Consider the following 21,058-nt stretch of genomic DNA (forward strand, 5'->3'; position numbering starts at 1 on the left):
CAATTGAGGCTCTTTTTTTGTTTGTTTAGTAGCGGTTTTGAGTTTTTAGGCTACAAATCTCACTGGTAGAGCCGCTTTATTATCCTATATTATGGACTATTTACAGGCTGAGAAAGGATGCTTATGAAAACGAAATACAAAGATCTGACCATTTGGATTACTGGTGCCTCTAGTGGTATTGGGCAAGCATTGGCTATTGCCTTTGCCAAGCGTGGTGCTAGAATTATTCTCAGTGGACGTGATAACGAAAAACTAGAAGCCGTCAAAAAAAGCTGCAAGCACTCCAAAAAACATATCGTCATTCCGTTTGATATTAGTGACGCTGCTCAAGCAAAAGCAGCCTATGACAATGCCAAAGCTCAGGCAGGAACAATCGATTGGCTCATCAATAATGCCGGTATCAGTCAACGCTCACTCATCATGGAGACAGATGAAGACGTCGAGCGTCAGATCATGGAGATAGACTACTTTGCCCAGACGCGCCTGACGAGACTGGTATTACCAGACATGATTGCACAAGGCGGAGGCAAAATCGTCATGGTATCAAGTGTCGCAGGTTTATTAGGTACACAATATCGCGGCACTTACGGGGCAGCCAAAGCCGCACTGCATATGTGGGCAAACAGCTTACGTGCTGAGCTATATGACCAAGGCATAGAAGTGGCGACGATATTCCCAGGATTTATCCAAACCAATATCTCTATCAATGCATTAACAGGTGATGGCAGTGCCCAAGGAACGATGGATGAGGCAACCAATAAAGGTCTGACTGCCACTGAGTTTGCAAAGCAAGTGGTGAAGGCACTCACAAAAGGTGAGGAATATATCATTGTTGCGGGCAGTAAAGAAAAACTGGCAACACGAGTCAATCGCGTGTCACCACCGAAACTTTATAAGCTAATACGCGAGTCGCAAGTAAAATAACTTAGTCTGTAGTAGTTAGTATGCAGTAGTTTGGCATGCAATAGATTGTCACTGAACATTGCCATCGTTGGTATTTCTAGGGTCAAGGGGTGTAAAATAAGCGTGTCTTGTTTTACACCCTATTCATTTCTGCGTCATACCGAAGATATTATGAAAAATACAATGTACTGCTTACTTTCTAAGAAAACGATCAAAAATACGCTGTTTGGCACGATGAGCCTTGTCAGCGTCCTAAGCCTCAGTGCTTGCCAGCAAACACCAGATTATAACTATCTAACTGGTGAAACGATGGGGACAAGCTACCATATCAGTTATCAGCTCCCTGACAATGCAGACGAAGCTGCCATACAAGCGTCAATTGATGAACGCTTGAAACAGATTAACGACAGCATGTCGACCTATCAGAGCGACTCGACCATCTCTAAATTTAATCGGTTGAATAAAAACACACCGATTATCATTGACGCTGATTTTAGTCGAGTGCTGGATGTGTCAAAGATTGTCTACGAGCAATCTGGTGGTGCGTTTGATCCTACTGTTATGCCTTTGGTAGAGACTTGGGGTTTTGGCAGCACTATGACAGTCGAGCGTCTACAGAGCCCGCCTACAGCGCTCGAGATTGCCCAAGCAAAAGCACTGGTAGACTTTGAGAGCATCGTAAAAGAAGACAATACCGTTTCTAAAACGAAAGACGGCGTTGAGCTTGATTTTTCTGCCGTTGCCAAAGGGTATGGGGTTGATGTCATCGCTGACGTGCTCAGAGAGGACTATCAAATCCGCAATTATATGGTTGAGATTGGCGGTGAAATTTCGACATCTGGCGTTAACAATCAACAGCAGCCATGGCAAATTGCGATTGACGCCCCTATTGAAGGCAGCACTGTCAGCGAGCGCCAAACGATATCTGCGATTCGTCAACCAAAAAACACGGCTAGCCAAATGCATCTGGCAACCTCTGGAAATTATCGCAACTCCGTCATATTTGATGGTAAACGCTATAGCCATACCATCGATCCGACCACTGGCAAACCTATTGCGGGCGGTGCGCCCTCAGTCACGGTAGCAGCTGATTCAGTTGCATTAGCTGATGCATGGGCGACAGCGCTGACAGCGATGCCTTATCATAAAGCACTAGATGTCGCCAAAGCTCAAAACTTGGCTGCTATGTTTGTAGTATTGGCTGACGATGTAAAAGCAGAAGGGTCTGAGAGTAATACTTCGGATAACGTGTCTGATGATAATATCGATGACTGGCAAGTAGTACAGACACCAGCAATGCAAGCATTACGTGCTGACAAAAAGCCCTAGTAGGTTTCTGGCATTGAAACAAGAGAATACGATAACGCACAACGAGCGATACCAAAATTTGCTATACTATTAATTAGTTGCCATTAAAAGTACATCGTTATCACTAACAGCAACTGCCCCACTTTTGACAATGAGGTTTCCTCTATGCTTAGCCAATTGCTTCCCATGCTTGCCATTACCTTTACGGTGTTTATCCTATTTTTCATTTTTATGGGCATCGGTTATATGGTCAAAAAAAAGCCGCTTAAAGGCTCTTGTGGCGGCGTTGCCAAATTGATGGGTGATGAGCAGTGCTCATTTTGCGGCGATGATCCCAACAAGTGCGACTCATTGATGGCAGAACAGCAAGAAAACGCGTTAAGAGCTGCCCAACTTGGCAAATCTGTGTAAAAACTCATTGATTACCATATGCGGGTAGTATTTACCTAACATCTGTTCGTATAATAGCGTCAAGTCATTCAAAAGTGACTTGGCGCTATTTTTATATCGCCATCTCTTATTATTCCTATTTAGACACTCTCTATTTAGATATTTTCTATTTAAAAATTGGCCAACAGACATATCTGTTTTGCCTTCTACAAATTTTTAGTCCTGATTGACGTTATTGATTACCGTTTAGGTACGTGTCTGAGTAAATGATCTTTGGTGTTGTTTTACAAGCGACGATTTTTCGGCGCTGTTTTATAACGTGTCCTTTTTCCCTGTTATCGTTGTGCTGCTATGTCTACCTCATCCAAACTGCCTTCATCACGTTTCACCTTTTGGTTAGTGCTATGTGCCATGATTTTGCTAGCGACCAATATGCGTGCCCCTATCGTTGCGCTGGGCGCTATCGCGCCAGTGGTAAAAGAAGCACTCAATATCTCGGAGATACAGATTGGCTGGCTGGGCGCTGTTCCGATGCTGGGTTTTGCCCTTGGTGCGCTGATCTCGCCAGCCATTGGCAAACGCTTCGGGCTTGAGAATACGCTGATTGCCATGATCGCACTATTAACCACTGGCATGATTTTGCGTACCGTTATCCCGACGTGGACTGGGTTTTTGATCGGTACTTTATTGCTGACTCTAGCCATTGGCTTTGCTAATACTTTAGCAGCTCCTGTCATCAAGCAACGTACCCCGCAACATATTCCGCTGATTACGGGTTTGTTTAGTTTAACCATGACGGTGACCGCAGGGATAGTCTCAGGCATCGTCCTCCCTTTGTCTGAGCAAGTAGGCTGGCAATGGGCGCTGGGTGGTTGGACGATTTTAGGTATTTTTGCGTTATTGATTTGGTTGTTTTTGCGTGTGCGTTTGGGCTCATCAAACCACCAACCCGTTATATCTACAGATAAAGATGCCTCTGATATCTCTATGTGGCGAACGACGTTTGCTTGGCAAATTGCTGTCTTTATGGGGCTGCAATCATTACTATTTTATACCGTTGCCAGTTTTTTGCCCTCTATTTTGGTTAGTAAAGGGCTATCTGCTGTGAGCGCTGGACAAATGGGTTCTGTGTTTCAGTTTATGGCGCCTATCTCTATTTTGAGTCTGACGTGGCTAATCAATCGTGGTCGTCCTATTCAAGCGCTTGCCGTGTTTGCCGCTGTACTCAATGTCATTGGCGTATTAGGTATCAGTTATCTATCCACGGATTTGGCGTGGCTATGGTCAGCCATGATGGGAATTGGGTGCTCAGCGATTTTTACCTTGAGTATGATGCTGTTTTCCCTGCGTACCTATACCACCAATCAATCAAGTGAGCTGTCTGGTATGGCGCAAGCCGTCGGTTATTTGATTGCATTTTTTGGGCCGCTTGGCACAGGCTGGCTCCATGAATCGACTGATAGCTGGAGTCTGCCGCTTTTTATTATGCTGATACTCATGATTGCAAACGTGGTAATTGCGTGGCTCGTTAGTCGTACAGTGATGGTCGATGGCAAATACATTTGATTTCAATCTTTTGACTTCCATAAGCTTTTGATTTCTAACGCGTAATAAAGCTGTCTTTAAATTAACCTTAGGGCAATATTGGTTGCTGTCTTATTTTGCTACACTTTTTGCTACACTGGTTTGATTGCATATAGGACATAACCCCCATGATGAATTTACCCTTTCGTTTCGCTCAGCGTTTGCCTGCTATCGTCATACTCGCAGCCGTAATGGCGATCAGTGGCTGTCAAAAAAATGCCGAACCTACAGCGCCGACTGACACACAGAATACCGAAATAACTAACAATCAAGCCGATGCTGCGTCCGTAACCACGGAGGCCGCAGCGCCCGTGGATCAACAAGTCAATTCATCACCAATCACTATTTTAGCGCTTGGCGACTCACTGACGGAAGGCCTTGGGGTTGATAAAAATGATAACTACCCTGCGCAGTTAGAAGATCGTCTACAAGAGATGGGCTACGACAACGCCAAGGTGATCAACTCAGGGCTGAGCGGTGAAACCAGCACGGGGCTGGTCAATCGCTTAGATTGGGTGTTACAAACCAAACCTGATGTGACGATTTTGACCATTGGTGCTAACGATGCCATACGTGGTATCGATGTGGCGACGATTGAAGCCAATATTCGTACGGCGGTTAAACGTCTACAAGACAATGGTAGTGTCGTTATTTTGGGCGGGATGTCGATCTATGACAATTTAGGTAGTGACTATGTTGCAGCATTCTCAGACATTTATCCTCGCGTCGCGAAAGACATGAACGTGACCCTTATTCCGTTTTTCTTAGAGGGCGTGGGCGGTGATCGCGCGCTCAACCAAGCCGATGCGATTCATCCAACGAAGGAAGGCTACACGATCATCGTCAATGACAATATCTTGCCTATTCTAGAGCCTAAATTAAATGAGTTAAAAACAACCGATACAGAGAATACGACTGAAACAGTTCAAGCCGAAACGACAAAAAATACGCCAAATGAGACTACTTAACGAGACCATTTAACGAGACTATGTAATGACATCATCACCTTCGATTGTCGCTTTCACGCCACAAGCAGACGCTAAGACACAAGCCCTACTGACCGCCTCACAGTTAAATAAAACGGTGCAAGTCGGTGAGCAAAAATTATCTATCATTAAAGACGTAGATATCTATATCAACGCGGGCGAGTTTGTGGTCATCATGGGTAAATCAGGCTCGGGTAAATCGACCTTACTAGGGTTACTCGCGGCATTAGACTATCCTGATAGCGGTACAGTGTCGCTAGCAGGTCAAACGCTCAGTAGTCTGGACGAAGATGCGTTGGCGGTCATTCGTCAACAGGACATGGGCTTTGTCTTTCAGTCATTTCATCTACTCCCAACATTGACCGTCGCCGAAAATATCGCCTTTCCGTTAGATATCGCTAGACGTCCAAACCCATCACGTGTAGACGAGCTGATAGATGCGGTTGATTTGGGTCATAGACGTAACAGCTTACCCAATCAACTATCTGGTGGTGAGCAGCAGCGTACAGCAGTGGCACGAGCTTTGGTCTCTCATCCCAAGATTGTCTTTGCCGATGAGCCAACGGGTAACTTGGATGAGCAAAATGCCGATCAAGTCATGCAATTGTTATTAGACTTACGCCAGCAGGTTGGCTCGGCACTGGTGGTCGTGACTCACGATCCTGCGCTTGCTGAGATGGCAGATCGCGTTATTACCATGCATGATGGGCGGATTGAAGAATAAATAGGCATTCATTCTTTAGTCTTTAATACTCTACTTCAATAAGGTTAGTTCAATGGGAACTCTTGAGATAGAAAGCGTGGCAAAAGACTTACTTGCTGGAAAGTTCACTTTTGAAACCGAAGATTATAGCCAAGCAATCAATCAGTTGGTTTCGATCTATAAATTAGATAACGCGCTTTATTATTTAAAACAGATGGCTGACTCAAACGATCATTCCATTACTTTTGCACTCTCTTTTATATTAGAGCATTACTCAAAACCTTTCATCAATGCCAACAGAGACGAGATAAGTCAGCTTACTCTACAAGCAATAAGTAGGGGGTATTTGAGAGCAAATAATTATTTTCTATACCCTTTGACGTACTTTATGGAAAATGATGATGAGTATCTTTGTTTTTTAGACTTACTACAGAATGAGCAAAATACACTACAAAATGAGGTATTAAGACATTTATATTACTTTGATACTTATAAATATGAAAAGTTGAACCACCTCAGTAAACAGCTAGATTTTTCTTTGTTCTATAATTTACCTAGCAAAATAAATAAACACTGGTTTGAGCAACAAACAAAAGGTAAGCCTCTTCTTTATCAGAAAGTAGTCGCTAGCGCAGTATATAAGACAGTCAAAGATAAAAAATTCGTTCATTCATTAACTGATATGACAGATGCAGAGTTGTTCGACTTTATCTATGTTTGGTTACCTGATGACACACTTTAAAATTTCTTAATACGTCTACCGATTAAGCAAAAAATTATGACTAAAGCTACGATCAAAAAAAGCGATACTGCTATCAATAATCAAGCTACTGATACTAAAGGGAGCCGTTTTTTTAGCGGTCAAACTTTGGGCTCGCAAGCACTCAGCCGTAGCTGGTGGCAGCGCTGGGTCTATCCTGTCTTATTTCTACTCACATTGACCTTATCACTTGCAACCTACCTGACCCTCGACTCGGTACAGCAGTCTGTCGATCGCTATATCAATGACAATCAGCGCGCGCTCGTTGGTGGTGATTTGATTTTAAACAGTAAACAAGACTGGCCCAGCGAGGTACTGGCACAAGTAGAAACCCTCCCCGATACGCAAACCGTGTATGACTATCAGTTTAGCGCCATGCTCGTCACCGATGAGCAAACTTTGCTTGCCAGCGTCAAAGCCATCTCACCGTCTTATCCCTTATACGGTACAGCTGAGCTTGCCTCAGGACAACCGCTGTGGGATCAGCTGACATCCGACAGTGTGATCGTCGCGCCAGAAGTCCTCAGCGGACTCAAAGCCAGTATCGGCGACCGTATCACCATTGGTGATGCGCAATTCACGATCAGTGATGTACTGACCAAAGAGCCTGACCGTCCGCTGACCACATTTGGTTTTGGCGGACGCGTGTTAATGAAACAAGATGCGTTAGAGGCGACCAATCTACTCGGTCAGCGCAGCCGCATCAATTACCGTATCGAGATGGCAGGTGATCCTGAGCTGATAAACACGCAGCGCAAAAAGCTCACAGGCATACTGACCAGTTATTCTGATATTGAGCTCTCTGATGCTGATTCGGCGGACACTTCGGTCTCGCGTATCTCTGATAATGTATTGATGTTCTTAAAGCTACTGGTCATCGCGGTGTTGCTACTCTCTGCGGTCGCCATGTACGGCGTCATTAGTGCGTTCGTCAGCAAGCAGCAGTCCAATAATGCCATTCGTTTGGCATTAGGCGAGCCGCTTGGCTCACTCAAACGTAGCTACTATCAATTGCTTATCGTCACGACTGTCATTGCTTGTGTTGCCGCGATTGTCCTTAGTCTGGGATTACTTAAAATTGGCCAGCCGTATCTGGTGGCTATCTTACCTGCTGACGTGGGTCTATCTATCAATCCAATTAGCGCGATCAAGACCATCTTCATTGCCTTAGCCCTGACATTGCTGATTGCGCAGCGTGGTTTGAGCGCGCTTAACACAACCAAACCCGCTACCCTACTCAATCAAGGAGCAAGCACGCAGATGCAAAATCTGCCGTGGTATCGACGCACGCCATTACTGTGGTATGGCATCGTGCTGGCAGGGCTGTATGCCTTCTTTGCTTATGAAGTGGGGTCGCTGTCATTAGGCGCGCAGTTATTGGGCGGCTTAATCGTACTGGTAGCGATATTTTGGCTACTAGCGCGTGGGTGGCTGTGGCTGCTTAACAAGTTGGCGAGCAATGCCAAGGTCAGTTGGATGCAGCGTATCGCCATTCATAATCTGGCGCGTAAAGGCAATCAATCTGCGCTGTTCTTTGTCACTTTATCGCTATCGGTTGCAGTGCTGACACTCATCACGACACTCAATCACAGTATCAATGCGCAGTTTATCAATGCCTATCCTGAAGATGCGCCCAATTTGTTTTTGCTGGATGTGCAGAGCGATCAACATGACGATATTGATGCGATCATTGATGCGCCCGTCACTTATTATCCCGTCATTCGCGCGCGTGTGGAGACGGCCAATGACGTACCTGCAAAAGATATCGAACCTGAGGATGGCTTTGATGATCCTACACGGGTGTTTAACTTAAGCTACGCAGATACGGTGATGGATACCGAATACATCGTTGACTCACTCACAGACGATGCGCTGTATACGCCTATCGATGATGCCGATCAGCAAGTCAAACCTTTATCTATCTTGGACACTGCCGCCAGTATGCTCAATGTCGGTATGGGCGATCAGGTACGCTTTAACATTCAAGGTATCGAAATCGTCGGGCAGATCACCAGTATTCGCACGCGCTATGAGCGTGGCCCAAGCCCGTATTTCTATTTCTTGTTTGAGCCGTCCGTGCTGTCCGCTGCCCCGCAGATTCAATTTGCTACTGCGCACGTATCAGAAGATGCGATTCCAGAGCTACAAGGCAAACTGGTACGCCAGTTCCCTGCGGTCACCACCATCGATGGCACGGCTATCGCTAAGCAAATCCAAGAGCTGGTGGTACAAATGAGCCGCTTGGTCTATGTGTTTACTTTGCTTGCCCTACTCACTGGCGTCATGGTGCTGATCAGCTCGCTACTGTCTACTTCGCAAGATCGTATGAAAGACAGCGCGTCATTTAGACTGCTCGGTATGCAAAAGCGTGACCTGTATATGCTCAATATTTTAGAGTTGGGTGTGCTTGGTATTAGCGCGGCGACCTTTGCCGTGGTCATTGCCAGTGTTGGCGCATGGGCGGCAATCACGCAATGGTTTAATCTACAGTTTAGTGTGGCGTGGACGAGTTTGGCTATTGGCGGTGCAGCGTTAATCGTATTGCTGTTTGCCATTGCCATTATCTATGTGAGATTGGTGATTGGACGTGGGATTATGGCTAGGGTACGGGCGATGATTTAACTTTGAAAAATAAAAATATATTTTGAGTAGTAAATTTAACATCCATCATTTTCAATGTGCTACATTAAACAACTTTAAAAAATTAACAAGGTTTAATATGTCTAAAAGAATTGCTGTATTTAATCACAAAGGTGGAGTAAGTAAAACTACTTCTGTATATAACTTAGGCTGGATACTTAGTAAGGATATGAATGTTCTTGTAGTTGATGCGGATCCTCAGTGCAACCTGACAAGTTTAATATTAAATGATGATTTTGAAAGATATTACATTGAAGATTCGACGAAATCGCAAAATATTAAAGATGGAGTAAGTGCAGCTTTTTTAGGTAGGCCACAGCCTATACAGTCAGTAGAATGCTATTCACCAGAGAGAGCAGATAATTTATTTTTATTAGCTGGTCACGCTAACCTATCTGAATATGATGCAGCTCTTACTTTTGCTCAAACGTCTAATAACGCGCTTGCCACTTTGCAAAATCTACCAGGAGCTTTTTCAGAGCTTCTAAAATTAACTGAGGAAAAATATAATATTGACGTTACCATTATAGATTTAAACCCAAGCTTAAGCGCTATAAATCAAAATTTATTTTTATCATCGGATGCATTTATAGTACCAACCAATCCTGACCCATTTTCAATTATGGCTATTGATACTCTAATTAGAATTCTTCCTAAATGGGTACAATGGAAAGAATCTTCTATCGATATTTTTAAAGACTCTGCTTACCCTATGCCTACGGAAACACCAAAATTTCTTGGAAGTTTGATACAGCGATTTAATATTAGGAATGGTAGAGCTGCTCGACCTTATAGAAATAACATTACTGAGATAAAAAATAAAATATCGAATGAGTTTTATCAATCAATGTTAAATTCAGGAATGACTCTAGATGGTTTCTATGGCCAGGATATTATAGATAGAGGATATTGTTTAGCAGAAATACCAGATTTTCAAGGTCTTTTACCAAAATCACATGTTGCCCATGTGCCAGTATTCGCTTTGCTTGATGGGGATATGGATAATACAGGCAGCGTTTTAGAAACAATGATAAATAAAAGAAACTCTTTACTTGAGCATTTTGAATCCCTTTCGAAAGACATAAAAAAGTTATTAGAACATGTATAATTCATATAAAAATTTTTTAAAAAACATAGAAGATGTAAAGAGTTTAACTACAGTTTATAGTTACTTAACTAATAATGTTACTGTGCCTTTATGCTTTGACGACCTTTTAAGAGCTCAAATTGTCAATTCGCTTAGTGCTTTTGACAAACTCATTCATGACTTAGTCAGAATAGGTATTGTAGAAATATTCAAGGGTAGTAGGATTGCTACACCTAAATATTTATCTGAGCCTTTAAAAATGGATATCTATCATAAAATTTCAAATATTAATTCAACAACTATAGAGGCTGAATTTGAAAAGTTAAGTATATTTGAGCAATCAATTTACGACAAGCTAAAGTTTATTTCTTACCAAGACCCTAGTAAAATATCAGATGGCTTAAGTTACATTGTTAGTGATAATTCTAAGTGGTTTAAGATATCTGAGCATATGTCTATGAAAGAATCAGAAATAAAAACCCAACTTAAACTGATTGTTAGTAGACGTAATTCTATAGTACATGAGTCCGATATTAATCCACAGGATTTGAATAAGCTTCAAATCCTTCAGATAGATTGTGAAAATTGTATAGATTTTATATCAAAGCTTGGAGAGGCTATATATTCGTTAGCTAAACAGCCATAACTAAAGGCATCATAAATATTAATAAAGCATAGCTAAAGATAAATTTTCGGTATTTATAGATTTAGATTCAGCTTTTTAACCTAAGATGTTCCTAACTCAGTCTTGGCTCGCTCTCTATCCCCTCAAACCACCTCTCCCCTCATCCCCACCTTTTGCTATACTAGCCCAACTTTATCGGTTAAATATCCACTTATAACACCCTCCCAAACAGCATGGTAGCCTTATGAAATTCTCAAAGTTCGGTCAAAAATTTACCCAGCCCACTGGCATCTCACAATTGATGGATGATCTGGGCGACGCGCTAAAAAGCGATCAGCCAGTCAACATGCTGGGCGGTGGTAACCCTGCTAAAATTGATGCCGTCAATGAGCTATTTTTGGAGACCTATAAGGCGCTGGGCGTTGATAACGATACAGGCGTGCCCAATAGTAGCGCGATTATCAGCATGGCAAACTACTCTAATCCGCAAGGGGATGCAGGCTTTATCGATGCGTTGGTTGGCTTCTTTAACCGTCATTACGATTGGAATCTCACGGCAGAAAACATCGCCCTGACCAATGGCTCACAAAATGCGTTTTTCTATCTGTTTAATCTGTTTGGCGGCGCGTTCACAAATGAGCAGAGCCAATCTGTCGACAAATCCATTCTACTGCCATTGACCCCTGAGTATATCGGCTATAGTGATGTGCATGTGGAAGGTCAGCATTTCACAGCGGTATTACCGCATATTGATGAAGTGACGCATGATGGCGAAGAAGGCTTCTTTAAATATCGTGTGGATTTTGAGGCGTTAGAGAACTTGCCAGCACTAAAGGAAGGTCGTATCGGCGCGATTTGCTGCTCACGTCCGACCAACCCGACGGGCAACGTGCTGACCGATGACGAAATGGCGCATTTGGCCGAGATTGCGGGGCGCTATGATATTCCGCTGATTATCGACAACGCCTACGGTATGCCCTTCCCCAATATCATCTACTCTGATGTCAATCTGAACTGGGATAACAATACGATTCTCTGCTTTAGCCTATCGAAGATTGGCTTGCCCGGTATGCGTACCGGTATTATCGTGGCTGATGCCGAAGTGATCAAAGCGGTCAGTGCGATGAATGCCGTGGTCAATCTAGCACCGACACGCTTTGGTGCGGCGATTGCCACGCCATTGGTAGAAAACGATCGTATTAAGCAATTATCTGATAACGACATAAAGCCGTTTTATCAAAAGCAGGCGAAACTTGCTGTAAAGCTATTAAAAGAAGCCTTGGGCGATTATCCTTTGGTCATTCATAAGCCTGAAGGCGCGATATTTTTATGGTTATGGTTTAAAGACTTGCCGATTAGCACGCTGGATCTATACGAGCGCCTAAAAGAAAAAGGCACGCTTATTGTACCAAGCGAATACTTCTTCCCCGGTGTCGATGTCAGCGATTATCAGCATGCGCACGAATGTATCCGTATGAGTATCGCGGCTGACGAGCAGACACTGACGGATGGTATTAGAGTGATTGGTGAAGTAGTGCGTGAGTTGTATGATGAGAAGTAGGTTAGCTTCATAATATGACTTTGCGTGAGGCCTCTATGCGTTACAAATTTGAAAATTTGAAAATCAGTAGAGAAAAAAGATACTCGCTAGGTAGAGAAACCACTACCAATAAATATTACTTATCTTTTCCAGTTAGTCCGCCAAATCATAGGTATGTTGAGTATGAAGAATATTATGAAATTTCTTTTGAACAGCTCAATGAATTTTTAAAAAACGAAGATTCATTAATAGAATTTTTGGATCAATGTAGAAGAAGAAAAATGGATAATTTAGTTCTTTTTTATCCGATAGCTCCTATTCGAGGTTATCCAAATTAGATTACCCGCTTGAAAAAAACGGACTCATTAATAGTCCGTTTTTTTATGCTATGAAATGATTTATTTCAAGTGAACGGCTTGCCAACCTTTTAGCTAAGCGCTTTTAGTAATTCAGTAGCGCTCAGTTTACCAAACTCATTGGCAGCTAATGGTCCATCCCCCGAGATCAGTTTTCTGTCTTGATGAGTGCTACCGGTGGCCAGTTTATTGCTAATGGTGACGCCTAGGTCTTCAAGCTTTTCACCAAAGTACCATGGCATCGTACCAGGCAGATAGCCAATTTTTGGCATTTGCTTATCCATACTAGTGGGGAACGCTACCATCTCATAACCTTTAAAGATAAAGTCGCGCTCGGACTTATCATCTGCCTTATCAGAACCGTTTAGGTTAGCGGACAATAAAGCGGCAGGTCCATGGCAAATCGCCAAGGTAAACAAGTCATTTTCATGGCCCCAGCGTAGCAATTCACCAAGGTTCTTGTCCTCAGGCAAGCCTAGCATCGCGCCATGACCACCTGGAATAAAAATCGCTGCATAATCGTCGCTATTGGCCATGTCATTTTTGACAAAGTCAGCGATACTTTTCGGACTCTCAAGCTTTGACTGATACTCAGCGTATATTTGTTTAACATCGTCATCATCTTTTGGCATCGCCCATTGCTCAACTTTGACAGTTTCTCCTGTTGGCGTAAAGATATCCGTGTCAAAACCCGCTTTTTTAAAATGCAATAAAGGCACCATCATCTCAACAGGATGATTGCCGGTATCAAACTTTTTACCATTTTCCATAGTCATGTATTGCTGCTCGCTACAGACCATGAGGATTTTTTTATTGCCCGTATACGGCGTGTCATACTTTGTGTTGTCGTAGTTGGTTTTACTTGGGGCCGCCAATTTCAAAGATGACTTGGAAGGAATATATACTCCCGCTTCGGCTTCTTGTGCTTGCAACCCTAACGTTTCTTTTGCGTTGTCTAGTATTTCTTGGATATTCATAGTGCTTCCTAGTTATTATTAATTATGGAGAATGGATACCGAGTCAGGCGATATTTAAAGACAATATACTTAGGATATACGCCGATACCGCGACTCTTTTATCTTAAGATAACAAACTGAGAAAGGGTTAAATAGACAAGACTTTTTATATTTCGTAAGCTTTGTAAAGAGAGCGTGTTTAATCTGTCAAATTACAACCGCTGCAATAGCTACCGACTTAGGCATAAGCTATTTTAGAAGTCATTGTGTGGATGCTTTTACAGGAGTATTGTTCTTGACGAACAAACGCAAAAGCGTGGTATAAAAGCGATTGGCGGAAGTGTTTTGTGAACTTTGTGATTGAGCGCAAAACAAATAATTGTAAATAAAGCGAACAAATAAAAACGGACTCATTAATAGTCCGTTTTTTTATGGCGTTTGGTTATTGAAGTAGATCTATTGGTCGGGTGAAATATAGTCGTCCACTTATTCAGCGCAAAGAGCAGATAAGGCAGCAGGCACGTATTCATCAGATCATGCAGACTGGCCTTTATGTCCACCATTTCTAATGCCAAGAGGCCTTTTGGTATGATGATATGGCGATTGTCCAGATACTCACCTGATAACGCCACACCAGTGACCACGATCAACGCGATGAACGCTCTGATATTGTGGTTTTTGATGATAGGACGCAGCACAAACAGACACAATAGATAAACGCCAACCCCGACATAGATATGTAAGGCATCTTTGGCAAGGCCAGTTGTTTCAACAACATTTATTTTAAAGGCGGTAAAGTCCACTAGAGTATTCCAAATATAAGCGAGCAGAAAATGATTGAGCGTATCACTAAACAATAATAACTAAAAATTGATGGTTAAGAATGACAATAGTGGAGAATAAAATAGGGTAGATTATACAAGCGATAATCTACCCTATTCTGAAGCGAGTGTGCAATTTACGTTTACTGCCTGTCTACACATTCCACTCGACAAAATTCTTTAGCAGTTGCAAGCCAGCGGTATGGCTCTTTTCTGGATGGAACTGGGTGGCAAACAGATTATCTTGAATCACACTGGCACAAAACGGCTGTCCATAGTCGCATACCGCTGCCACTTGCTTGCGGTCGCTAGGTGCACAGTAGTAGCTATGTACAAAATAAAAATGCGCGTTGTCCTCGATACTGTGCCAAAGCGGATGGTCGAAATCCATACCACTAATGGTGTTCCAGCCCATGTGTGGTACTTTTATCGTTGCGCCTTGTTTGTCTTTCCACGTAGGATCAAATGCTTCTACCGTGCCGTTCAAGATACCAAGGCAATCTGTACCACCATTTTCAGCCGATTGCTCAAACAACGCTTGCATCCCCACACAGATGGCCATCACGGGTTTGTTAAACACTGCATGGCGTATCACCTCATCAATGCCTGCCTCATGCATACCAGCGATACAATCACGCATCGCGCCGACACCAGGGAATACAATTTTATCTGCTGCTGCCACGACTTTTGGGTCATTGGTGATAGAGACGTCTGCCCCGACGACCGACAAGGCTTTGCCAGCTGAATGCAAATTGCCCATACCATAATCTAATAGCGCTACTTTGGTCATCAATTGGTTCTCGTTTTTAAATATTTTGACTACTATACTATGTATACTATTTTCTGTTACTAAGGTGTAGATAAGGTTTTGCTACAAGGAAGTTAAACGCAGGCTGTAAAACCAGTACGCCAAGCTTAACTGGCCCTTTTGAGTAATCTTGTAGAAGAGCCTTAAATGCGCCTTAGAAAGCCTCTTTGGTCGATGGCAAGGTGTTTAGCGCACGCTCATCATATTCGCACGCCATACGTAGGGCACGTGCAAACGCTTTGAAGGTTGATTCAATCTGATGATGGCTGTTTTTGCCTTTGAGATTGTCCAAATGCACGGTCATCCACGAGTGATTGACGAAGCCATAAAAGAACTCACTGAATAGATCAACATCGAAGCGGCCAACGTGCGAGCGCGTAAATGGAATATCCATGTGCAGACCTGGACGACCTGACAAATCCACCACAGCGCGTGTCAACGACTCATCTAATGGCGCATAAAAGTGTCCATAACGACGGATGCCTTTTTTGTCGCCCAAGGCTTTATTGAAGGCTTGACCAAGGGTGATGCCCGTGTCTTCGACGCTATGATGGTCATCAATAAAGGTGTCACCGTTGCACTTGATATCCAAGTCAAACAAACCATGACGCTTGATCTGATCGATCATATGATCCAAAAATGGCACGCCCGTGTCTACCACACCTTTACCCGTCCCATCGAGGTTGACGGTACAAGTGATCTGGGTTTCCGCAGTATTACGCTCAACGGTCGCAATGCGCTCAGGGCGACCGTATAGATTTAGGTTTGTTGCTTGATTTTGCTCAGTTGCATTGGCTGTCATGGCTATTCTCTATCGGTTTTTTATCAGTGAAAAGCGGTCAATTATAAATAGGGCAAAACAGTACCCATTACTGTCCATAACATCACCGCTAACGCTGCCCTCAGCGCCAGCAAAAAATGTATGAAAAAATGATATATACAAAAGATATCAATATATTAGGGTTGATGTGTCCCACATATTATCTAGCCTCATCATAGCAAACCCTAACATTTACTGCCACGACCAAGCACCAAACCACGCACAAATTTACGTCATTCTGCTAAAATAGTGTGTTCAGTATTATCAATCATGACTGGCGCGAATGTTGACAGTCTCACCTTTATGGCACTACTCTCTATGACATGGTGCTGTCTGACCATAAAACCCCTCTGTTTATAGGAACTGCTATGCCGTTAGAAGCGATCGCCATTAATAATTTGGATGCGCCACTTATCAAAAAACCTGCCCGTGACAATGAGTTGTCAGAACGCTTGCAGGCATTGTACGATAGTGATGACGCGCAGCCTGATGGTGCCGAGGTATTAGATATCGTTGCGCAAGGGTTCAAACGCGGGCAGTATCTCTATGTCGGTATGTTCAATGATAAACCCATTGCTGCGGTTGCCTGCTTTGATGATGGGCAGACCAATGCCAAGCGTTTGCAGTATCTGACGGTACATCCAGAGAACCGTAAACGCGCCATCGATGCCAAATTCATTAAATTGGTCTATGACTGTGAGGTCAAAAAAGGCGTGCGTGAATTTGTCCCTGCTGATGCTGATATTCACCGAATCATGAGCGAGTACGAACTCCTGCGCGTAAAAGACTAAATATAGAGTAAATAGGGCTCATTTCGCGAATATTTGATTATTTATCGACTTTTATGAGATATAACGCAAAAATCACTTGACAGCCGAGCCTATATTTAGTTTAATAGCGCCTCAACGAAGACGGCTCGATAGCTCAGTAGGTAGAGCAACGGATTGAAAATCCGTGTGTCGGCAGTTCGATCCTGCCTCGAGCCACCATTCGTTAATAGATTCTAAAAAGCCCCGAACAGTGATGTTTGGGGCTTTTTTTATGTTTAAATTTTACCGTATTCTTTAGCGTCCATTTTATTCATGCGTCGCTCTTATTCGTAGAGCCGACCACGTAATAGCAAATGACAGCGCTCGCGTGAATCCAAGTCATAGATCGTTGCGCGATAATCAATCCCGTGACGTCCTTCAAAAAATATCACGCGATCACCCACGGCTAAGAAACAAGACGTGCGCGCGTCATAAATAAAGCCATCAATCACGAACGCCAAATCACGATCTATCGCGCGTACAGTATACGTCTCACCCTGCGGAATCAACTTTTCGAACCAAGCGCTATGGGCTGCCATACTCGTAAACATACTTGTCGTTAGCAGTAGTAGCGCAATCCATATATTTTTGGATACTAACGAACGGATTTGCTTAATGACGCTTGTTTTATGTTTTAACAGGATATTTCTCATCGCTCACTTTACTCACGGTTGCATAACATTTTTGTGCTTTTTTCTACACCGCTTGGCTCAGTATACTCATTAACTATGAATGAGCAGATACCCATTATAGTACAGAGCCTAGGTGGCAGATATGAGAGAATTTGATTACGACTTGGATTATAAGAGTTTGGATTTGCGTGCTCAGCCTGAGTTGTACCGTGTCGGTCGCGGTGAGCAAGGCGTATTATTGGTAGAGCCTTACAAGTCTGAGATTTTACCCCATTGGCGTTTTGCGACTCCTGATATCGCCCGAGAGAGCAGTGAGACGATTTATCAGATGTTTCTAGATTACTTGGCTGCCGATGACTTCGTCGGTGCAGATATGGCGCGTAAATTTATTCAAATGGGCTATACCCGCGCGCGTCGCTATGCCAATCATAAAGGCGGTAAAAAGTATAAAGGGCCGGTACCTGATGATAAAAAAGGCCAAAGCGGCGCTCATGGTCGCGAAGAGTTACCACGACAAACCGAAGACCCTATCAAAGCAGAATCAGCACGTATTTTTAAGCAAAAATGGGACGAGTGCCGTGAGAACGAAGATTATCTAAGAATGAAGAAAGAACACCGCGCGCGTTATAAAGATGTCGAGTAATTGCTAATGCTCAGCGCCTTGAGAATATAACAACACTAAATTGACCAGTCTTAAAATACTACTGTGCTAAGGTATAACACGGAATATCGAACATAATAAATAGAGTTACTTTTAATAGTGAGGAACGATGAATAAGCAACTTTTAATTTTTGACTTTGATGGAACGCTCATTGATAGCGTGCCCGATTTGGCCGATGCGACCAATGCAATGCTGACCACGCTTGGCAAAGACACCTACCCGATTGAGACGATACGCAATTGGATAGGAAATGGTTCACGAATGCTCGTAGAGCGTGCTTTGTTCGGTGATGTCACTGTCCTAGAGGGCGCATTGACCCAAGCTGAAGCCGATCACGCAGAGCAAATATTTTTTGAAGCTTATAAAAACCTCAGTGGTAGTAAAACCGTTGCCTATCCAGATGTCGACGAGGGACTCAAAAAACTCCATGCCGCTGGTTATAATCTTGCCCTAGTCACTAACAAACCGATTCGTTTTGTGCCAAAAATATTAGAATCATTTGGCTGGCAGGATTTGTTTAGTGAAGTGATGGGCGGTGACAGTTTGCCCGTCAAAAAACCAGACCCAGCGCCTCTATTGCACGTTTGCAACGCTCTCAATGTTAATGTCGCGCAGTCAGTGATGATTGGGGATTCTAGAAACGATATGTTAGCGGGGCAAAACGCCAATATGGACACGCTTGGACTGTCCTATGGCTATAACTATGGGCAAGATATTCGCGAGCTAAACCCAACCGAGGCGTTTGATAATTTTGCGGATTTGGTTGCTTGGATTATGAAAGATAACATCTAACCCATAAAAACATTTATCAAATCGATGTGATAGCTGGCTCAAACGAAGACTACTCCTTACTACGATAGCTGAGCGCCTCTGACACATGGGCGCTGGTAATATCGACACTCGCAGCCAAATCAGCAATCGTGCGTGCAACGCGTAACACTCGATGGTAGCCACGTGCGGATAAATTCAAGCGCTGCTGAGCAAGTTGCAATAGTTGTTTTTCGCTGTCGCCTAATTTGATGTATTCATCGATTTCGCTCGGGCTTAGCTCATTATTAACTTTTCGTTGTCGTTTTAATTGATGCTGATGCGCGGCTGCTACTCGCTCGCGTACTTGTTTGGAATTTTCACCTGCCTGCGCGCTTTGCAAGTCAGCAATGGGTAGGGCTGGTACGGTAATATGCAAATCAATACGATCTAATAGTGGTCCTGAGAGTTTGTCTTGATAGCGTTTGATTTGCTCAGGCCGACAGCGGCAGCGACCTGAGATATCGCCATCATAGCCACATGGGCACGGATTCATCGCTGCGACCAGTTGAAAATTCGCTGGAAAGGTCATTTGCGAGTTAGCACGGCTAATAGTGATTTGCTTGGCTTCTAACGGCTGGCGCAATACCTCAAGCACGCTCCGATCAAACTCTGGTAATTCATCAAGAAATAACACCCCTTTATTAGCAAGCGTAATCTCACCCGGTTTGGGCCGTGAGCCGCCGCCAACCAAAGCCACGGCTGATATGGTGTGATGCACTTGTCTAAAGGGACGTGTGCCGTAATCATAATCACTGTCTGCCACTGAATACGTACTGGCAACCTCGAGCGCATCCTCATCATTGAGATCAGGCAATATCGTCGGCAAACGTGAGGCCATGAGCGTTTTGCCAGAACCCGGTGGCCCTGTAAACAGCAACGAATGACCGCCAGCTGCTGCTATCTCTAGCGCGCGTCTGGCATGGTGCTGTCCTTTGACATCGGCTAAGTCCACTTGATAGCCTACATGCTGCGGTGCTGGACTGGGCTGCACCACATTCAAACACTCATAAGGTCCGCTTGGATCAGTCAGCGACTGCAAGTGGTCGCAAACTGCTTTTAGATTCTGCGCTGCTAGTACCGTCACGCCATCAACGCGGCTAGCCTCACGACCATTATCAATCGGTACGATGAGCTTCGGTGTCTGCGCTAAATGGCTTGGCTCACTTTGCGTTTGTTCATTTGTGTCTATCGCCTGTGATAACTTTAATGCCAGTCCTTCTGCTTTAATCGCGCGGGCGACTGCCAAACTGCCGGTTACCTGCCGAAGCTCACCGTTAAGTGCCAACTCTCCAATAAATTCAAACCCCGACAACACTTCTGGCTCAAGTTGTCCGCTTGCCGCCAATATACCAATGGCAATCGGCAAGTCCAAACGCGCGCCATCTTTAGGTAAGTCAGCGGGTGCCAAATTGATCGTGAGACGCCGATTAGGAAACTGAAATCCTGAATTAAGAATGGCAGAGCGTACCCTATCTTTACTCTCGCGCACGGCCGCTTCAGGTAGACCAACAATGGTCAATGCGGGTAATCCCTGTGACAGATGAACCTCAATGATGACCTTGGGGGCGTGCAGACCGACGACTGAGCGGGTATAGACTTGGGCAAACGACATCAGCGTTTCCTAATATTAGAGATTAATCGATGATAAAGTATTATTTATCAGCGCGCAAATGTCGTGTTTTATAGTCTATTTTATTTACTAGCATAGTTATCAAAAATTATTATATGATAAGTAGGTGCTCTTAGGCCTCGTCTTAACTGACTTGATTTTTTGATTTACTCAATGTCTATCAAATAGGCTAGATATAGTAAAAAATTTTCTCAGTATGGCACGTCCAGAGTTAGAAAGAGCATTGGC

General features: G+C 43.7%; 21 protein-coding genes and 1 tRNA gene. 16 read left to right on the plus strand and 6 right to left on the minus strand.

Annotation, left to right across the window (positions count from 1 at the left end):
* Window positions 1–123 precede the first annotated feature (123 nt).
* The 12 genes from I3255_RS00070 (at window position 124) to I3255_RS00125 (ending at window position 12,864) form a co-directional block, all read left to right on the plus strand.
* Window positions 124–924, plus strand: coding sequence for an SDR family NAD(P)-dependent oxidoreductase (locus tag I3255_RS00070; protein ID WP_238035773.1), 801 nt, complete (start codon window positions 124–126; stop codon window positions 922–924).
* Window positions 925–1,074: 150 nt separating this feature from the next.
* Complete coding sequence (locus I3255_RS00075) at window positions 1,075–2,232, plus strand: FAD:protein FMN transferase (RefSeq protein WP_238035775.1); 1,158 nt, start codon at window positions 1,075–1,077, stop codon at window positions 2,230–2,232.
* A 144-nt stretch (window positions 2,233–2,376) separates the two neighbouring features.
* Window positions 2,377–2,622 (plus strand): (Na+)-NQR maturation NqrM, encoded by a 246-nt coding sequence (gene nqrM / locus I3255_RS00080; protein ID WP_238035777.1) that lies wholly within the window; start codon window positions 2,377–2,379, stop codon window positions 2,620–2,622.
* Between the two features lie 330 nt (window positions 2,623–2,952).
* Window positions 2,953–4,167 (plus strand): MFS transporter, encoded by a 1,215-nt coding sequence (locus I3255_RS00085; protein WP_238035779.1) that lies wholly within the window; start codon window positions 2,953–2,955, stop codon window positions 4,165–4,167.
* 146 nt (window positions 4,168–4,313) lie between these two features.
* Window positions 4,314–5,153 carry an arylesterase gene (locus tag I3255_RS00090; protein WP_238035782.1) on the plus strand — a complete coding sequence of 280 codons (840 nt, stop codon included), beginning with the start codon at window positions 4,314–4,316 and terminating at the stop codon, window positions 5,151–5,153.
* Window positions 5,154–5,178: 25 nt separating this feature from the next.
* Window positions 5,179–5,895, plus strand: a complete 717-nt coding sequence (locus I3255_RS00095) for an ABC transporter ATP-binding protein (RefSeq protein WP_238035784.1) — start codon at window positions 5,179–5,181, stop codon at window positions 5,893–5,895.
* 52 nt (window positions 5,896–5,947) lie between these two features.
* The gene (locus tag I3255_RS00100) at window positions 5,948–6,616 is read left to right on the plus strand and encodes a hypothetical protein (protein WP_238035786.1); all 669 of its coding nucleotides are present in this window, start codon (window positions 5,948–5,950) and stop codon (window positions 6,614–6,616) included.
* A gap of 36 nt (window positions 6,617–6,652) precedes the next feature.
* The gene (locus tag I3255_RS00105; protein ID WP_238035788.1) at window positions 6,653–9,256 is read left to right on the plus strand and encodes an FtsX-like permease family protein; all 2,604 of its coding nucleotides are present in this window, start codon (window positions 6,653–6,655) and stop codon (window positions 9,254–9,256) included.
* A 97-nt stretch (window positions 9,257–9,353) separates the two neighbouring features.
* Window positions 9,354–10,382, plus strand: a complete 1,029-nt coding sequence (locus I3255_RS00110) for a ParA family protein (protein WP_238035790.1) — start codon at window positions 9,354–9,356, stop codon at window positions 10,380–10,382.
* Window positions 10,375–11,007 (plus strand): HEPN domain-containing protein, encoded by a 633-nt coding sequence (locus I3255_RS00115; protein ID WP_238035792.1) that lies wholly within the window; start codon window positions 10,375–10,377, stop codon window positions 11,005–11,007. Before I3255_RS00110 ends, I3255_RS00115 begins: the two co-directional genes overlap by 8 nt.
* A gap of 223 nt (window positions 11,008–11,230) precedes the next feature.
* Window positions 11,231–12,547, plus strand: a complete 1,317-nt coding sequence (locus tag I3255_RS00120; RefSeq protein WP_238035794.1) for a valine--pyruvate transaminase — start codon at window positions 11,231–11,233, stop codon at window positions 12,545–12,547.
* Window positions 12,548–12,561: 14 nt separating this feature from the next.
* Window positions 12,562–12,864: a hypothetical protein gene (locus I3255_RS00125; protein ID WP_238035796.1), complete on the plus strand. Its 303-nt coding sequence runs from the start codon at window positions 12,562–12,564 to the stop codon at window positions 12,862–12,864.
* A gap of 89 nt (window positions 12,865–12,953) precedes the next feature.
* Here I3255_RS00125 and hchA read toward each other — a convergent pair whose 3' ends face one another.
* The 4 genes from hchA to hisB all read right to left on the minus strand — a co-directional run bounded on the left by hchA (window position 12,954) and on the right by hisB (window position 16,269).
* Window positions 12,954–13,859: a glyoxalase III HchA gene (gene hchA / locus I3255_RS00130; RefSeq protein WP_238035799.1), complete on the minus strand. Its 906-nt coding sequence runs from the start codon at window positions 13,857–13,859 to the stop codon at window positions 12,954–12,956.
* A gap of 392 nt (window positions 13,860–14,251) precedes the next feature.
* Window positions 14,252–14,641, minus strand: a complete 390-nt coding sequence (locus tag I3255_RS00135) for a hypothetical protein (RefSeq protein WP_238035801.1) — start codon at window positions 14,639–14,641, stop codon at window positions 14,252–14,254.
* A gap of 172 nt (window positions 14,642–14,813) precedes the next feature.
* On the minus strand, window positions 14,814–15,449 hold the full coding sequence (hisH, locus tag I3255_RS00140; RefSeq protein ID WP_238036490.1) for an imidazole glycerol phosphate synthase subunit HisH: 636 nt from the start codon (window positions 15,447–15,449) through the stop codon (window positions 14,814–14,816).
* A gap of 172 nt (window positions 15,450–15,621) precedes the next feature.
* A complete protein-coding gene (gene hisB / locus I3255_RS00145; protein WP_087041717.1) occupies window positions 15,622–16,269 on the minus strand; it encodes an imidazoleglycerol-phosphate dehydratase HisB in 648 nt (215 codons plus the stop codon).
* Window positions 16,270–16,655: 386 nt separating this feature from the next.
* On the opposite strand from hisB, the gene I3255_RS00150 reads away from it, so the two are divergent.
* Both I3255_RS00150 and I3255_RS00155 read left to right on the plus strand, forming a co-directional pair.
* The gene (locus I3255_RS00150; RefSeq protein ID WP_238035803.1) at window positions 16,656–17,078 is read left to right on the plus strand and encodes a PanM family protein; all 423 of its coding nucleotides are present in this window, start codon (window positions 16,656–16,658) and stop codon (window positions 17,076–17,078) included.
* Between the two features lie 122 nt (window positions 17,079–17,200).
* A tRNA-Phe gene (locus I3255_RS00155) sits at window positions 17,201–17,276 on the plus strand.
* Window positions 17,277–17,380: 104 nt separating this feature from the next.
* On the opposite strand, the gene I3255_RS00160 is transcribed toward I3255_RS00155, so the two are convergent.
* A complete protein-coding gene (locus I3255_RS00160) occupies window positions 17,381–17,635 on the minus strand; it encodes a hypothetical protein (RefSeq protein ID WP_238035805.1) in 255 nt (84 codons plus the stop codon).
* Between the two features lie 235 nt (window positions 17,636–17,870).
* On the opposite strand from I3255_RS00160, the gene I3255_RS00165 reads away from it, so the two are divergent.
* Window positions 17,871–18,371: a DUF4385 domain-containing protein gene (locus tag I3255_RS00165; protein WP_238035806.1), complete on the plus strand. Its 501-nt coding sequence runs from the start codon at window positions 17,871–17,873 to the stop codon at window positions 18,369–18,371.
* Between the two features lie 127 nt (window positions 18,372–18,498).
* A complete protein-coding gene (locus tag I3255_RS00170) occupies window positions 18,499–19,182 on the plus strand; it encodes a phosphoglycolate phosphatase (RefSeq protein WP_238035807.1) in 684 nt (227 codons plus the stop codon).
* Between the two features lie 49 nt (window positions 19,183–19,231).
* Here I3255_RS00170 and I3255_RS00175 read toward each other — a convergent pair whose 3' ends face one another.
* Window positions 19,232–20,812, minus strand: a complete 1,581-nt coding sequence (locus tag I3255_RS00175; RefSeq protein WP_238035808.1) for a YifB family Mg chelatase-like AAA ATPase — start codon at window positions 20,810–20,812, stop codon at window positions 19,232–19,234.
* Between the last annotated feature and the right edge of the window lie 246 nt (window positions 20,813–21,058).

The sequence above is a fragment of the Psychrobacter sp. Ps6 genome (assembly GCF_022129235.1).
Classification (GTDB): domain Bacteria; phylum Pseudomonadota; class Gammaproteobacteria; order Pseudomonadales; family Moraxellaceae; genus Psychrobacter.